A 14,624-nucleotide genomic window follows, 5' to 3' on the forward strand; every position below is an offset into this window, starting at 1 on the left:
TTTAAAAGATGGAAAGAAACAGCCTCAATGACCGCAAGTATTTCCTTAAATGATCTTATCCAATCTCTTACCAATAAAGGCTATACGGGTAGTCAAGAGATCATTGAAACAACGTATAAAGACCTCTCTTTTCCGTGGGATCGCCATTATATAGGCGCGGCGGAACTCGATACGCTAGCGGTTAAAGTCGAAATTGCTGCCCAGATGGGATATGTCCCTGTTGGTGACGTGCAAATCCAAACCCGCTCCGCCATCAAAAGTGCAGCCTCTGAATTTTATAAACATTTCTTTGTCCAAGCGGTGCAGCGAGAATGTGAAAGCACTAAATGAATCTCCCATCATAAAGGAAAATGGCTCCCCACTTTTCTAAATGTTTTTTACAGCTTACTATCTTAATCTCTCTTTATTCTTTTTTTGAAATTATCCGATGCTCAGCAAATTCACGATTGAAAATTTTTCTTCCATCAATGAAAAGCAGGTGCTGGATTTAAATGTAGATCCAGAACAGGCGGATTTACATGGCTGGGCCGTACCAGCCACAGAAGAGAATTCGCAGCATTATCCAGATATTGCCACTTTAGCCGTCCTTTACGGCGCAAATGGCGCTGGGAAAAGCACTATTTTATCAGCTCTTAAATCTTTGAGTTTTATCGCTTACGCCTCCCAGACAGAAGTAAAAGCGGATGAAAATTTTCCTAATTTTTCTTGGTTTGGGCAAGATAAACCAACCAAAATGAGCGTTGAATTTTTAAGACCAAATGGCCACAAAGTTGAATATGAAATTTCTTTTACCAACGAAGCTATTCTTTTTGAAAAACTAGAAATTAACAATGAAGAAATTTTTAAACGTGAAGAAAAAAATCAAATCGTCTCGGAGCAACTCGAAAGCCTTCCTTTTCGAAACTTGCGACGCAACGCGTCTTTACTTTCCTTTGCCGCCTCCTATGGCCATTTAGAAGACATCCATTCCTTATTTAACTTTGCTTTATGCTATTTTGATGGCTCTAAACCCAATGCCGTCCAAGAAAAGGACATACCCAAACTAAAACAAGCTTTTAAGCTGATTTCTGATTTAGATCTTGGCATCAGTGATATTTCTTTTCAGGAAATCCCTGGAAAAGAAGAAAAACATGCGCTTTTTGCACATCATCGACTTCCAACAGGAGAAGTTAAAAAGCTCTTATGGCATTCAGAATCTGACGGAACGGCGCATCTTTTAAGCGTTATGTTTATGCTTCAGAATATCCTGAATAAAGGCGGTATTTTACTGGCTGATGAAATTGAAGAAAAACTTCACCCTCTAGCTGTTTTTCGCCTTCTTGAGCTTTTTAACGATCCGGAAACAAATCCGCATAAAGCCCAGCTTATTTGCACCAGCCATCTGCCCGATATTATGGATGAAGTCGGGGAATATAATATATTCCTCACAGAAAAAAGACATCAGGCCACCCGCCTTTGGCGCTTAGATGATGATAAGCATCTTGATGAAAGCCAGAGTTTCCGTGCGGCCTATCTCCAAAAAATCTATGGCGGTGTCCCCCGCATCGGTCGCCCTGCCGACCAAGCCAATTAATCATGGCAAAAGAAGCCTGGCTTATCGTTGTTGAGGGAAGCGCAGAGCAAAATTTCTTTACCTTCTTAGCGAATGATTTTTCTGATTCTGCATTTTTACCGAAACATATTGCACTAACAATTGTTAAAGCTGGCGGAGGGCGAAGCCCTGCCAAACGTATTTTAGAAAGAGCAAAACAAGAAAAACGCAGCAAGCAGAAAGCACCTTACCGTCATATTTTTGCGCTTTTAGATTTAGATCGAGCCTATAAAGGGATGGAAGAAGATTTCCAAGCTGAAAATATCATTCTTATGACCTGTGATCCCCGTTTAGAAAATGTCCTCTTAGCTTGCGACAATCATCCAATTTCAGCGCACGAAGATGCCAAAGAATCTTTTCAAAATCATTTTGGCACAGAAGCGCAACATTTAAATTGGTGGGGAAACCTACTACCCTGCAATCTTACAAAAGAAAAGCTTCTAAACTGCCCTCTCCTAGAATCTTTCTGGGAAAAAGCCCCCCTATGAAAAGAGCTGATCTTCAGAGATGCAGAAAGAGGTGTTTTTAAATCGAGAAGAAAAATTTTAGTGAACTGATGGTTCATGAATTTTCCCTCACAAATTTAATCGTGCATATTTCCTGCCTCTAGAAATCTTTTAAGCAGGAAAAAACAGAAAGAGGTTTTTTAACGAGAAGCGCAGGCGATTATCTAATGGATAATAAGCTGAGCATCACAGTGTAAAAAACATATAGCTGTCTTTAATGCTACTTCAAAACTGAGCAAGTATAATGGCCATAGAGTGCAGGTTAAACGTAACCGAGGGAGGCGGAGTTATCAGAGAGATAATGACCCGACCGAGGTAAGCTGCGCCTGTGCGATATGGCTATTAGAGGATGCTCAGCAGATGCGGGGAAGCGGTTCCGCATGCGGCAAGTCAAGAATCCGTGTCACCCCATAAGCGCCTTTGAGCCTGACACTCCCCTCGCCCGTGACTTGACCAATAATGGCGGAATCTTTGCCGAGTGGATGGGCTTTGAGCGCCGAGAGAACTTCCTCTTTGGCTTCTGGAGAAACCGCCAGCACGACCTTCCCCTCATTGGCAAAATTAATGGGATCAAGCCCAAGCAACTCACAAATGCCACGCACGGGCGCTTTAACAGGCAGGAGGTTTTCTTCGACCTCAATGCCCTGCTTTGAGGCTTTGGCAAATTCATGCAGAATGGCATTCACACCCCCTCGTGTGGCGTCCCGCATCGCACGAATGCCTTTAATGTCACGCAAAGCAGCGATAAGAGGTTCTAAAACAGCACAATCGCTGGTGACAGCCAAAGACATGCCGAGATTTTCACGGAGATTTAAAATCGTTGCGCCATGATCGCCGAGTGTTCCGCTGACAATGAGAAAGTCGCCTTTTTGAATTTTATCGGCTGACCAGTCGAGAGCGTTTGGAATCACGCCAATACCAGCCGTATTGATAAAAATCTTATCCGCCGCCCCTTTTTGAACGACTTTTGTATCCCCCGTCACAATCTCAATACCTGCTTTTTTTGCCGTTTCCGCCATCGAGGTAACAATTTGTTTTAAGACGCTAAAAGGCAGTCCTTCCTCAAGAATAAAGCCGCAGGAAAGAAAGCGAGGAACCGCACCGCCGACAGAAAGATCATTAGCCGTTCCACAAACAGCTAATTTGCCAATATCACCGCCCGGAAAAGTAATGGGATCAATCACATAGCTGTCGGTCGTAAAGGCCAAGCGATCCCCTGATTTAGAGAGTTCTGCAATCGGCAGACGGGCCTGATCCTCTCGCTGGTCAAGTTTTGGATTTGAGAATGAAGGCAGAAAAAGTTCTTCTAGGAGCTGCCCCATTGCGGCTCCGCCACTGCCATGCGCCATGGTAATTACTTTTTCTTTTTTCATCATTTTTTAACTCTAAATAAATAATTTCACTTAAGCACACATCTAAAGCGTGCCTGAGAAAGGCGGGAAGAGGTGCGGTTAAATTGAGAAGGAAAATTTTAGTGACCTTATGGGCTCATGAATTTTCCCTCACAGATTTAATCGTGCATGTTTCTCCTTAATCAGGTACGCCCTCAGAACGACGATATTGATAAAAGGCTGCACATGCCCCCTCTGACGACACCATCAACGCCCCAAACGCATTTTCCGGATTACATTCCGTTGCAAAGAGCGGACAATCCTTTGGTTTGCACTGCCCTGTTAAAACCTCACCGCAACGGGCACGGGGATCATCGGCGGCCTGTTGTTCTTTGGGATTAAAACGACGCTCGGCATCAAATTCCTGATATTCCTCGGTTAGAGAAATACCGGAATCTTCAATGACACCAAGTCCCCGCCACTCACTGCCACCGCCGAGTTTAAAGACTTCCTCAATGGCTTTTTGGGCGAGCTTATTGCCTTCTTTTGGCACGACTCTGCCATATTCATTTTCAATCACACAACGATTTTCAATAAATTGATCTAACAACATCGAAAGAGCTTTGAGAATATCGACCGGCTCAAACCCTGTGACCACCATCGGTTTTTGGTATTTTTCAGCGATAAATTCGTAAGGATCAGAGCCAATGACCATACTCACATGCCCCGGTGCTAAAAAACCATCAATATGGACATTTTTCTGTTCTAAGAGCGCCCTAAGGGTCGGAATAATTGTGATATGCTGACAAAAAATCGTGAAATTCTTCAGACCAAGTTTCTTTGCCTGCTGAAGAGTCACTGCCGTCACCGGCATCGTTGTTTCAAAGCCAAGTGCAAAAAAAACAACTTGTTTTTTAGGATTCCGCTGCGCCAAAGTCAGCGCATCTAAGGGAGAGTAAACGACCCGAATTTCAGCCCCCTGCTCTCTGGCCTGAAGTAAAGAGCCATTTTTTCCCGGCACACGAACCGCATCGCCAAAAGTGCAAAAAATAACATCTTTATGCGCTGCAATTTCAGAACAGGCATCAATCCGCCCCATCGGCAGGACGCAAACAGGACAGCCGGGGCCGTGAATAAATTCAATTTCTTTAGGGAGGAGCTTATCCAGCCCAAAACGGAAAATCGCATGCGTATGCCCACCGCAAACTTCCATGACCTGCAGAGGTTTTTCTTGGGTAAAGGCCGGAAGTTTTTTCATTTGCGCACGAATTTTGCCCAAAAGGCTCGTTACGAGCTTGGGATCTCTAAATTCATCAATAAAGGCCATTGAAGACATGCGGAATTAAATCCTACCGGCAAGAAAAAGCGCTGCGTCCTCTTCAACTTCACCCATTTCCTGCAACCCTGCAAGCACATCTTTAGCCTCATCCTCTTCCATACGGCTTAAGGCAAAACCAACATGGATCAGCACCCATATGCCAATGAGTTGCTTATCATCCTCACCTTCCTTACGGACAAGCGCAATATTAACCTCACGGCGAACCCCTGAGACTTCCGCCCACGCATTTTCGGGATCGTTGGGGTCAAGTTCTACAATCTGTCCAGGAATCCCTATGCACATAATTCTTTCTCCAGCCAAGAAATCCATTGATCCATGCCCTCACCTTTAAGGGCGGAAACGGTTAATACCTCAATCTTAGGATTAACTTTTCTTGCATTGGCAATGCAGGCCTCTAAATCAAAATCCAAATAAGGTAAAAGGTCTATTTTGTTTAAAATCATCAACCGTGAAGCCGCAAACATATGTGGATATTTTAAGGGCTTATCTTCGCCTTCTGTTGTGGAAAGTACCGCAATTTTACAATGTTCCCCCAAATCAAAACTTGCAGGGCAGACGAGATTACCGACATTTTCAATAAAAAGCAGGGAATCCTTTTTAAGATCCAGCCGATCCGAGGCTTCTAACACCATTTGGGCATCCAAATGACATCCCTTACCGGTGTTGACCTGTATAGCAGAAACACCCGTAGCACGAATACGCTCCGCATCATTGGTGGTCTGCTGATCTCCCTCAACCACGGCACAAGGATGCTTATGCCGCAATTTAAGAAGTGTTTCGGTCAGCAAAGTTGTTTTCCCTGAACCCGGACTGGAAACCAAATTTAACGCAAGAATATTTTGTGCTTTAAAATAGGCACGATTCTTTTCAGCAATCGCATCATTTTTTGCAAGCACTTTTGTCTCAATCTCAAGCATTCGGCGCTGGGTAATACCGGGCGCATGTGTCCCGGCCTCCCCCAAACCAAAATGTAAATCCTCTTTCTCCCCGACAGGGATACCTTGCTGACCGTCTAACATTTTTAACAGAAACCCTTATCTGTGGTGGTGTGCTTCGTCTTCAAGATGTCTTTTGGCATCTTGAGAAAGATTCTCACCATGCGCATGGAAATGATCCCCATGCGTGTGGATATGAATCTGAACACCTTCTGGCAAACCGCCATGGGTATGAATATGCACATGATGATGAGAAGCCTCTTCCCCCTCATGCTGATGGGCATGTTCCCCATGATGCTCATGGCCATGCGTATGTTCATGGGTATGGGGATGAGCGTGCTCACGCCCCTCAATTGTCACTTCACCTTCACCGCATCCGCAAGTCGCACACATAATAAACTCTCCTAAAATGTTTGAAATCCTACTCGATTTCCAATCGTTTTATTTGTACACCATCTTCCGCCTTCACACGAAGATTACGTCCCTCGCATTTTGGGCAGACCAGAACTTTTGGAATCAAAAGCTCTATTTCCTCTTGGCAATCTCGACACCAAGTTTCCGCTTTTTCCTCAATTAAATGTAATTTACAGCCCTGAGCCATTGTGCCCTGACACACCATGTCAAAACAAAATTTTAAAGCCTCGGATTCAATACAGGAGAAAGCACCAATCTCTAACCATAGGCCCGTAATACGTTCTGCCTGATGTTCTTGCGCTCTTTTCTGGATAATTTCCAGCGTTGACTCGCATAATGTCAGCTCGTGCATACGGGCTCCTAACCAATTAATTTAATAAGTTATAACATAAATCATGCCTAAATATGCGCCCTATAGATATGTACTTCAAGCCATTTTCGACTTTATGCCCTTAGAATATGAGAGAGAGTAAAACACAATATCTCTGCCCAGCGCCCTTTTGTATGACGTTTTTATATAAAAATCATACGCAAAAGAGACTATTGTTGTTTTTTAAGCACAATAGATGTTTTTTAGAAAAAGGAAGGCTATTTTAGCGTCTAAAAGTCCTTCTCACAGTTTAATTCCCTCAAAAGAGAGAGTAGGGATAAGAAGACAAAAAATTTCAAGAATTTTTTAAAGCTAGGTAGCAGCTCACATTTTAAGCGGTTACCCCGAAGGTATATTCGATAGAAGACGCACCGTTTTGCATTTTAGGAAATGAGGTGCTCTCAGCACTAATGCTTTTTGCCGCATGGCATGATGTGCTTTAGGAGCAATTACCCTCACACCCTTCAAAAGCGGATGTCTCTCTTTCGGATAACAAACTAAGGAGTGTGCATGAACCATTTTATTATTGCGGATCCTAAGCTCTGTATCGGATGCGATACCTGCATGGCGAGCTGCTCTGAAGAGCATCGTGCCGTTGGGTTAGACGATACACCGCGCCTAAAGGTCAAGCGTGATACCAAACAATCCGCCCCTGTCACGTGTCATCATTGCGAAGATGCGCCATGTGCAGAGGTCTGTCCCGTCAATGCAATTAAGCATACAGGGGACTCTATCATTCTCAATGAGAGCCTCTGCGTCAGTTGCAAACTGTGCGGAATTGCCTGCCCATTCGGTGCCATTGATATGGGGGGGAGCCATCCCTACCATGTGCCAAAACACCATGACACAAATATGGCACTTCCATCCCCCAAAGATCCGACACCTGTCGCACCGTTTTTGGACTGGAATCCTATTGTCCGCAAAGTCGCCGTCAAATGCGATCTTTGCCATTTCACCCCTCTTGGCCCTTCTTGCATCCGTCATTGCCCGACCAAAGCCATCCGCTTGGTTGACCCAATGGATCTGCTCAAGATCAATGCAGAGAAACGCCTGAGCACGGCACTGGAATTCGGCACTTTCTCACCCTTTGACCACGCCTCCGAATCTGTGAAGGAGACTCACAAATGATCACAGGTATCTTCGCTGATCCTTTGTCTCTATTGACGGTTGTGTTGCTCGGCTTTGCCGCCTGTGCGATTGTTGGTGGACTTTTATCCTCCTTTAAACCCATGCGCCCTGTGGTTGCTTTAGGGACACTTCTTTTCTCCGCAATCGGCGTGCTCTCTGCGAGCGAAATGCTCTTTGCACCAAAACTTTTTGCCACACTGCCACATCTGCATTTTCAAATTGAAGTCAGCGGCCTGCACGCTTTCTTCCTCTTAGTTGTGATGCTGAGCGGTATCTGGGCTGCCATCTATAATATTGGTGCCTTGGGCAACAAAGAAACCGGCGTTTCTGCTTGGGAAGCCTTCTTTGGCAATATGTTGCTTGCCGCTTTGAGTGCGACCGTTCTTTCCAGTGACGCGCTTTCCTTCCTTGTTGGCTTGGAAATTTCTGCACTTTCCGCTTATTTCCTTACGGTTCGTAATGAAGGTGACAAAGCTGAAAAAGCAGGACAAAATATCCTTTTACTTACCCAGTTCGGTATTGCGCTTCTCGGCGTTGCCTTTCTGATTTTAAATGCGCATGTCCATAGCCTGCAATTTGATGCCATTCGTGCCGCTCACCTCTCTGAGCATGTGCGTACGGAAATTTTCTTGCTTGCTTTATTTGGCTTGGGTGTCTTCTCCGGCATGTTCCCATTACATGGCTGGGCACCACAATCCCATAGCTCTGCTTCTCCGGCTTCTGCAATGCTGTTTTCATCAAGCTTGATGAAAGCGGGTCTCTTTGGGATTTTGCTTTTCGGATTAGATCTTTTGGGTGTGCCTCCGCTCTGGTGGGGTGTTCTTGTTCTTCTCCTCGGTGCCGTTACAGCCTTCTTCGGTGGTCTTTATGCCCTCCAAGAACATGATCTTCGTCGCCTTTTAAGCTATCACAGCTTAGAAAGCTCCGGCATCATCCTCCTTGGCATTGGTGCGGCGATGGCCGGTATTTCCTTGCAATTACCTTTATTGCTGGCTTTCGGGATCATCGGTGCTCTCTTCCAAATTTTCAACCATTCCCTTTTTGGGGCTGCCCTTCTGCTCGGTGCGGGTACGGTTGAAGAAAGAACAGGTCTTAAAGATATTGAAAAAATGGGTGGCCTTGCACGTAAAATGCCTGTCACAGCCATTGCCATTTTGATTGCTTTAGGTGCTATGTCCGCCCTACCACCGCTAAACGGTTTCGTCAGTGAATGGATGGTCTATCAAGGTCTTTTCCACTTCAGTGCGGCACCTAGCTTCGTTGCACATCTGTTTGGGCCATTAATTGCTGTGGTTCTTGCTGTGACCGGTGCTTTAGCTGTGATGTGTGCAAGTAAAGTGTTTGGTGTTGCCTTTTTAGGTGCGGCACGTTCCGATGCGGCAGAGCATGTTGCTGCTGGAGGATGTTTCCAAACATTGTCTGCTTTCATTCCGGCACTTCTCTGTATTGTCTTTGGCTTGGTCTCTCCTTGGGTCATTCCAACGATTGCCAGAATTGCAGGTCTTCCTGTTCAAGAGCATGGGATTGGATCAGCACTTGTTTCTGCACCTCTCTTGACGATTTTGCTCCTTGCCTTGCCAATTTTGCCGCTTCTTTTGGCCGCTTTGTACCAAGGACACCGCCCACCACGTCGTGTCAGCGGAACAGCATGGTCTTGCGGTTATGATTATGACAAAGCCATGAACATCAATGCAACCAGTATCGCTCAGCCATTGCGCGTCATGTTTGCACCTTTCTACGCTGTGCGTCATGCCTTTCCTCAGCCGCTTAAAAACCACTTTCATGGCAAAACATTTGTTGCTGCCTGTCGTGGGATTGCAGCTGTCGGGCTTGCTGCGCTTTTAATCATTGCCATCGCTTTCGCCTAAGGAGAATTTTATGACTGAAAAACTTACGGCCTTAGAAAATGAAGCGTTGAATGAAACGCATCATGTCGAGCATGTCGCTGATAATCTTTCTCACACCGTCTCTCATGATGTGCATCACGGGTTGCATAACGGCTTTCAAAGCCTGCCCCATGGCGTTCAAAATGATCTGACTGACCTGATGACACTCCACCTGCATTCCTCTATGGTTTTAGGAATTGTGCAAGCTTTGTTCCTTCTTTTGCTTGCACCTTTCTTTGTCGGGGTTGCCGGGCTTATCACGACACGCATGTCGGGAGCCTCTATTGAACTCAGTGGGGTTTTTGGCCCTTATCATGAGATCTTTAAACTCTTAAAACGTCCACGTCTTGCGCCATTGACAACGGGTTTTGCCTTTAAAGCAATGCCTTATCTCTTCTTTGGGATTATGCTTGTTGCCGCTTGCGCTATACCGGTCATTACGATTGCTTCACCAATGCCTGCCATTGGGGATATGATTACTTTGATCTATATTTTTGCATTGGCACGTTTTATCTTTATCCTTTCAGGCCTGGATACAGGTAGCCCCTTTGCCATGATCGGTGCCGCCCGTGAGGGTGTCCTCGGTGTCTTGGTTGAGCCTATTCTGTTCCTCGGTCTTTGGATCGCCGCCTTGGTTGCCGGCTCTACACAGCTTGGTGCCATTGCGCAGAATGTTTTTGATCTGCCACATCACCTTGAACACCATCTCTGGCTTCCTTTGGTCATCGGCGGCTTAGCCTGCGCTTTTGCAACAGCAATTGAATCCGGTGCCGTGCCTTTCGACTTGGCAGAGGCGGAGCAGGAACTTCAAGAAGGTCCTTTAACAGAATATTCAGGTGCCGATTTTGGCATTATCAAATGGGGAATGAATCTTAAACAGATCGTTGTTCTTCAGATGTTTATCGGTGTGTTTCTTCCTTTTGGAGCCGCCACCGAACTTACCTTACCAGCCCTTGCAATTGCGTGTGTGGCTGCCTTTGGTAAACTTCTGATCGCATCCATTTTGATTGCCCTTCTATCCAATGGTGCTGCACGTGTCCGCTTTATCTTTGCGAACCGTATTACACTCACCGGTTTCAGCTTGGCCTTCCTGGCGCTGGTATCTTGGTTAGTCATCTACCCCACTTGGTCTTAATTAAATTACAGAGGCAATAATGATGAATATACGTAAAGGCCAAACACATGTTGACCGGTTGAGGGAAGATTTTCCCTCTGCCATCCTCGGTGTTGAATGGCAAACAGAAACACAGCTTACTGTTGATGTAAAAGTCAACGCTCTGCCAGATGTTGTGGAATCTCTCTATTATAAACAAGGCGGCTGGCTTCCTGTTCTTTTTGGGAATGACGAGCGCACGCTTTGCGGTAACTATGCCATTTATTACGTCATCTCTTTTGAAGATGACGATCCATGCTGGCTCACAGTCAGAACAGAAGTGGATCCCGTTTCTTTGGAATTCCCTTCCGTCACAATGAAAGTTCCTGCCGCTGTTTGGGGTGAGCGTGAATTGCGTGACATGTATGGCTTGGTCCCTGTCGGCCTGCCAGATGAGCGCCGTTTGGTTCTACCAGATGATTGGCCAGATGGACTCTATCCATTACGTAAAGATGCGATGGATTACCGTCAGCGCCCTGCCCCTGTTTCCGATCAGGAAACCTACGAATTCCGTAGCACGGCAAGCGAAAAATCCAACATTGTGCCAATCGGCCCTTACCATATCACTTCTGACGAACCTGGACATTTCCGTCTTTTCGTTGATGGCGAGAACATTGTTGATGCGGATTACCGTCTCTTCTACGTTCACCGTGGCATGGAAAAACTTGCTGAAACCCGCATGGGTTACAACGAGGTGAGCATGCTTGCTGACCGTGTTTGCGGTATTTGCGGCATGACCCATAGTGTCGGTTATTGTACGGCTGTTGAAAATGCGATGGGGCTTCCTGTGCCGGAACGTGCACAGATGATCCGTACCATTCTCCTTGAGGTGGAACGTCTGCATTCCAACTTATTGAATGTGGGACTAGCCTGCCATAACGTCGGTTTCCATGTCGGCTTTATGAAGGTCTTCACCATTCGTGAGCATGCCATGAAAATGGCTGTTATCTTAACAGGTGGCCGTAAAACCTACTGTATGAATCTCATTGGCGGTGTCCGTCGTGATATTCTTAAAGAAGAACGCCTCGAAACTATCCGCCTCATCCGCCTGATGCGTAAGGAGCTTAATGATATTTTAGATATCATTATGAGCACCTCCAACATCGAACAGCGTACAAAAGGCATCGGTATCTTGGATAAACAGGTTGCCCGTGACTACAGTAACGTTGGCCCTATGATGCGTGGCAGTGGCTGGGCAAGAGATGTTCGTGTAAACCACGATGTTCTCAGCTACAGAAAGCTCCCTGTTGAAATCATGGTTGAAGATGGCTGTGACGTCTATGCACGTGTCAAAGTGCGTATTCGTGAGGTTTTGAACTCCTTTGACCAGATTGAATTCGGCTTGGATAATATGCCTAACGGCGATATCCTGCTTGAAGGCTTTACCTACAAACCACATAAATTTGCATTGGGTTACACCGAAGCACCTCGTGGTGAAAATGTTCACTGGGCAATGACAGGGGATAATCAAAAATTGTTCCGCTGGAGATGCCGTGCGGCAACCTACTCCAACTGGCCAACCTTGCGTTATATGTTACGTGGAAACACCGTTGCAGATGCGCCATTGATCGTTGCTAGCCTTGATCCTTGCTACTCCTGTACTGACCGTATGACCATCGTTGATGTGCGTAAAAACAGTTCAGTGACAGTGCCTTATAAAGAGATCGAGCGTTACGCTATTGATCGTAAAAATAAGCCTTTCTAAGCGGAGTCCCTCATGCTGAAACTGATTAAAGACACCTTTACGAAAAAGGCTGTTACAACCCATTATCCGGAAAAACCTTTTGAAGTTGTCCCCAACTTCAGAGGGAAACCCGACTATAAATCCAATCAATGCATCTGCTGTGCGGCATGTACCAATGCTTGCCCAGCAAATGCGCTGACAATCGAAATTCACGAATCACGTGATGTCATGACATGGGCTTTTGACACAGGGCGCTGCATTTTCTGCGCACGCTGTGAGGAAGTTTGCCCAACAGGGGCTATCCGTCTTTCCGAAAATTTCGAAATGGCTGTTTGGAAAAAAGAAGACCTTGTTGAAAAGGCGGATTTCAAAATCTGTCGTTGCGTTCAGTGCGGTGCCCCTTACGCCTCTCAAAAAGAAATCGAGTATGCAATGGACATTCTCGGCTTCGAAGGAGAGGAAAGAGAAAAACGGCGCGATCAGTTTGAAACCTGCACCGATTGCAAGCAGCAAAATGATCTGCTTCCAGCTCACCTTGTGAAAATTGATGCCTTTATCCCAACTTTGGAGGGCAAGTAATGACTCAGATATTGACCAGTGCGAGCTCCCAGCATCTTGTTGGGCCTCGTGATGAAAACGGCTTGCCTACACCGATCACCCTTGATCAGAGCATGGAAAAGCTAAAATCGGTTTTGCTTAAAAGCATTCGCCGTTCTGCTTATGTTTATCGTGTGGATTGTGGAAGCTGTAACGGGTGCGAAATTGAGTTTTTCTCAACCATCACCCCGATGTTTGATGCTGAACGTTTCGGTATCAAACTCGCGGCCTCTCCGCAGCATGCTGACATTTTGGCCTTTAGTGGTGCCTTAACACGTGCAACACGTGTGCCTGCACTTCGTGCTTATAATGCGGCACCAGATCCAAAAATCTGCCTATCTTATGGCGCTTGCGCCATTTCAGGGGGTATTTTCCATGATCTATACTGCGTTTGGGGTGGTTTGAATAAGATTGTTCCGATTGATCTCTACATTCCTGGATGCCCGCCAACACCTGCCGCCTTTATCTATGGTTTTGCATTGGCTTTGGGGATGCTTGATCAAAAGCTTAAAGGCAAACATGACGATGAGACCCAAAATCTGAATGGGGCTCAGCTTCAACATCCTGAATTCCCGCAAGCTTTGCGAGTCTTGCTCGAACGTGAAGCACGCCGTCTCGCAGGTTACCGTTATGGCAAGCAAATTGCAGATAAATTCATGCAGATTGCGAGTGAGAATAGTCCAAAATCATTTGAGCAACGTATTGCAGCTTATTTAGAACAAGAAGCTGATCCACGCCTCGGCGATATTATGGGCCATCTCATGGTCATTTTTGAGCGTGCACAAAACGGAGAGTACCGTTTATGACAACCCAACCGGCTCGGGTCGTATTTTACGCCCTGGGCCGCAAATTTGTGCAGGAAAAGAAAGCTGGTCCTAAAGCACAACAGTTGATTTATTATACGCTTGCGATCGGTCACCACATTGGGGTGATCGATTGTCTTGATGAAAGACTTTCAATCCCTCTTTCCGACTATAAAGGCTGGATTGAAAAACTACCGGAAGGCAAAAAAGCCCGCCAGAAGTTTGAAGGACTCCTCAAATTTGGGGAAATTACGATTGATAGCACCCATACACATCTTTTGGCGCTGGCACTTGACCGTGCCCTCGACAAAATGAGTGAAGCGGAAAAAGGCTGGAGTGAAAAACTCATTGAGCTTTTAGGAATGATTGAAGCAGAACCTGCTATTTATCTAATGGTTCGGAGACAAAATGGTTAATGTTTTACTCTGTGTCGGAAATTGCATGATGGGCGATGACGGCGCAGGCCCGCTTTTGGCAGAACTTTGTGAAGCCAACAAGCCAGATGGATGGGAAATCATTGACGGGGGCGCAGCGCCTGAAAATGAAATTTACTACGTCAAAGAGCTAAAGCCTGAGAAACTTGTCATTGTCGATGCAACTCAGATGGGCCTTCCCCCTGGAGAGACTCGCATTATTGATGAAAAAGATATCGCAGAAATGTTTATGGCGACGACTCATAATCTCCCCCTGACCTTTCTGATCGAACAGCTTCGAGAGGCGGTGCAGGATATTACCTTTATCGGTATTCAACCTACTGCTGTTGCCTTTTACGAACCTGTTTCAGAACCTGTTAAAAAGGCCGTTGAAGTGCTCCACCAGCGCCTCTCCAAATGGGAGAATAACGGCCATTACGAAAAGCTGGTTCTTGCTTCTTCGTGAGGATCAGC

17 protein-coding genes are annotated in these 14,624 nt (G+C 45.9%); 11 read left to right on the forward strand and 6 right to left on the reverse strand.

Translation table 11 applies throughout. The features are described from left to right. The first annotated feature begins 27 nt into the window (after positions 1–27). The 3 genes from FAI41_03630 (at position 28) to FAI41_03640 (ending at position 2,079) form a co-directional block, all read left to right on the forward strand. Complete coding sequence (locus tag FAI41_03630; GenBank protein QCE32746.1) at positions 28–330, forward strand: hypothetical protein; 303 nt, start codon at positions 28–30, stop codon at positions 328–330. A 97-nt stretch (positions 331–427) separates the two neighbouring features. Next, entirely contained in the window at positions 428–1,573 is a 1,146-nt protein-coding gene (locus tag FAI41_03635; GenBank protein QCE32747.1) for an ATP-binding protein, read from the forward strand. A 2-nt stretch (positions 1,574–1,575) separates the two neighbouring features. After that, on the forward strand, positions 1,576–2,079 hold the full coding sequence (locus tag FAI41_03640) for an RloB domain-containing protein (protein ID QCE32748.1): 504 nt from the start codon (positions 1,576–1,578) through the stop codon (positions 2,077–2,079). A 371-nt stretch (positions 2,080–2,450) separates the two neighbouring features. Here the strand turns inward: FAI41_03640 and hypE are convergent, their stop codons facing one another. The 6 genes from hypE to hypA all read right to left on the reverse strand — a co-directional run bounded on the left by hypE (position 2,451) and on the right by hypA (position 6,468). Then, positions 2,451–3,473: a hydrogenase expression/formation protein HypE gene (gene hypE / locus FAI41_03645; GenBank protein ID QCE32749.1), complete on the reverse strand. Its 1,023-nt coding sequence runs from the start codon at positions 3,471–3,473 to the stop codon at positions 2,451–2,453. 154 nt (positions 3,474–3,627) lie between these two features. Continuing rightward, positions 3,628–4,755, reverse strand: coding sequence for a hydrogenase formation protein HypD (gene hypD, locus FAI41_03650; GenBank protein ID QCE33778.1), 1,128 nt, complete (start codon positions 4,753–4,755; stop codon positions 3,628–3,630). Between the two features lie 15 nt (positions 4,756–4,770). Continuing rightward, the gene (gene hypC / locus FAI41_03655) at positions 4,771–5,049 is read right to left on the reverse strand and encodes a HypC/HybG/HupF family hydrogenase formation chaperone (protein ID QCE33779.1); all 279 of its coding nucleotides are present in this window, start codon (positions 5,047–5,049) and stop codon (positions 4,771–4,773) included. After that, positions 5,040–5,786 (reverse strand): hydrogenase nickel incorporation protein HypB, encoded by a 747-nt coding sequence (gene hypB / locus FAI41_03660; protein QCE32750.1) that lies wholly within the window; start codon positions 5,784–5,786, stop codon positions 5,040–5,042. Before hypB ends, hypC begins: the two co-directional genes overlap by 10 nt. A gap of 15 nt (positions 5,787–5,801) precedes the next feature. Continuing rightward, on the reverse strand, positions 5,802–6,095 hold the full coding sequence (locus FAI41_03665) for a hypothetical protein (GenBank protein ID QCE32751.1): 294 nt from the start codon (positions 6,093–6,095) through the stop codon (positions 5,802–5,804). Between the two features lie 28 nt (positions 6,096–6,123). Then, entirely contained in the window at positions 6,124–6,468 is a 345-nt protein-coding gene (gene hypA / locus FAI41_03670; GenBank protein QCE32752.1) for a hydrogenase maturation nickel metallochaperone HypA, read from the reverse strand. A 528-nt stretch (positions 6,469–6,996) separates the two neighbouring features. Between hypA and FAI41_03675 the strand changes: the two genes are divergently transcribed. The 8 genes from FAI41_03675 (at position 6,997) to hycI (ending at position 14,616) form a co-directional block, all read left to right on the forward strand. Further along, positions 6,997–7,614 (forward strand): 4Fe-4S dicluster domain-containing protein, encoded by a 618-nt coding sequence (locus tag FAI41_03675; GenBank protein ID QCE32753.1) that lies wholly within the window; start codon positions 6,997–6,999, stop codon positions 7,612–7,614. Then, on the forward strand, positions 7,611–9,482 hold the full coding sequence (locus FAI41_03680) for a proton-conducting membrane transporter (GenBank protein ID QCE32754.1): 1,872 nt from the start codon (positions 7,611–7,613) through the stop codon (positions 9,480–9,482). The genes FAI41_03675 and FAI41_03680 overlap by 4 nt, the downstream gene beginning before the upstream one ends. A gap of 178 nt (positions 9,483–9,660) precedes the next feature. Further along, positions 9,661–10,635 (forward strand): hydrogenase 3 membrane subunit, encoded by a 975-nt coding sequence (locus FAI41_03685; GenBank protein QCE33780.1) that lies wholly within the window; start codon positions 9,661–9,663, stop codon positions 10,633–10,635. A 22-nt stretch (positions 10,636–10,657) separates the two neighbouring features. Continuing rightward, positions 10,658–12,358 (forward strand): hydrogenase large subunit, encoded by a 1,701-nt coding sequence (locus FAI41_03690; GenBank protein QCE33781.1) that lies wholly within the window; start codon positions 10,658–10,660, stop codon positions 12,356–12,358. Between the two features lie 12 nt (positions 12,359–12,370). After that, positions 12,371–12,916 carry a 4Fe-4S dicluster domain-containing protein gene (locus tag FAI41_03695; protein QCE32755.1) on the forward strand — a complete coding sequence of 182 codons (546 nt, stop codon included), beginning with the start codon at positions 12,371–12,373 and terminating at the stop codon, positions 12,914–12,916. Beyond that, positions 12,916–13,740, forward strand: a complete 825-nt coding sequence (nuoB, locus tag FAI41_03700) for an NADH-quinone oxidoreductase subunit NuoB (GenBank protein ID QCE32756.1) — start codon at positions 12,916–12,918, stop codon at positions 13,738–13,740. Before FAI41_03695 ends, nuoB begins: the two co-directional genes overlap by 1 nt. Continuing rightward, on the forward strand, positions 13,737–14,153 hold the full coding sequence (gene hycH, locus FAI41_03705) for a formate hydrogenlyase maturation protein HycH (GenBank protein ID QCE32757.1): 417 nt from the start codon (positions 13,737–13,739) through the stop codon (positions 14,151–14,153). The genes nuoB and hycH overlap by 4 nt, the downstream gene beginning before the upstream one ends. Continuing rightward, complete coding sequence (hycI, locus tag FAI41_03710) at positions 14,146–14,616, forward strand: hydrogenase maturation peptidase HycI (GenBank protein QCE32758.1); 471 nt, start codon at positions 14,146–14,148, stop codon at positions 14,614–14,616. Before hycH ends, hycI begins: the two co-directional genes overlap by 8 nt. Positions 14,617–14,624 lie beyond the last annotated feature (8 nt).

The organism is Acetobacteraceae bacterium, from assembly GCA_004843165.1.
GTDB lineage: Bacteria > Pseudomonadota > Alphaproteobacteria > Acetobacterales > Acetobacteraceae.

Excerpts from the sequence above, each read along its gene's own strand:
- FAI41_03690 (QCE33781.1), top strand. The coding sequence starts at position 10,658 with ATGAATATACGTAAAGGCCAAACACATGTTGACCGGTTGAGGGAAGAT.
- hypA (QCE32752.1), bottom strand. The coding sequence starts at position 6,468 with ATGCACGAGCTGACATTATGCGAGTCAACGCTGGAAATTATCCAGAAA.
- hycH (QCE32757.1), top strand. The coding sequence starts at position 13,737 with ATGACAACCCAACCGGCTCGGGTCGTATTTTACGCCCTGGGCCGCAAA.
- FAI41_03630 (QCE32746.1), top strand. The coding sequence starts at position 28 with ATGACCGCAAGTATTTCCTTAAATGATCTTATCCAATCTCTTACCAAT.
- FAI41_03665 (QCE32751.1), bottom strand. The coding sequence starts at position 6,095 with ATGTGTGCGACTTGCGGATGCGGTGAAGGTGAAGTGACAATTGAGGGG.
- FAI41_03685 (QCE33780.1), top strand. The coding sequence starts at position 9,661 with ATGACACTCCACCTGCATTCCTCTATGGTTTTAGGAATTGTGCAAGCT.
- hypD (QCE33778.1), bottom strand. The coding sequence starts at position 4,755 with ATGGCCTTTATTGATGAATTTAGAGATCCCAAGCTCGTAACGAGCCTT.
- FAI41_03675 (QCE32753.1), top strand. The coding sequence starts at position 6,997 with ATGAACCATTTTATTATTGCGGATCCTAAGCTCTGTATCGGATGCGAT.
- FAI41_03695 (QCE32755.1), top strand. The coding sequence starts at position 12,371 with ATGCTGAAACTGATTAAAGACACCTTTACGAAAAAGGCTGTTACAACC.
- FAI41_03635 (QCE32747.1), top strand. The coding sequence starts at position 428 with ATGCTCAGCAAATTCACGATTGAAAATTTTTCTTCCATCAATGAAAAG.
- FAI41_03680 (QCE32754.1), top strand. The coding sequence starts at position 7,611 with ATGATCACAGGTATCTTCGCTGATCCTTTGTCTCTATTGACGGTTGTG.
- nuoB (QCE32756.1), top strand. The coding sequence starts at position 12,916 with ATGACTCAGATATTGACCAGTGCGAGCTCCCAGCATCTTGTTGGGCCT.
- hypE (QCE32749.1), bottom strand. The coding sequence starts at position 3,473 with ATGATGAAAAAAGAAAAAGTAATTACCATGGCGCATGGCAGTGGCGGA.
- hypC (QCE33779.1), bottom strand. The coding sequence starts at position 5,049 with ATGTGCATAGGGATTCCTGGACAGATTGTAGAACTTGACCCCAACGAT.
- hypB (QCE32750.1), bottom strand. The coding sequence starts at position 5,786 with ATGTTAGACGGTCAGCAAGGTATCCCTGTCGGGGAGAAAGAGGATTTA.
- hycI (QCE32758.1), top strand. The coding sequence starts at position 14,146 with ATGGTTAATGTTTTACTCTGTGTCGGAAATTGCATGATGGGCGATGAC.
- FAI41_03640 (QCE32748.1), top strand. The coding sequence starts at position 1,576 with ATGGCAAAAGAAGCCTGGCTTATCGTTGTTGAGGGAAGCGCAGAGCAA.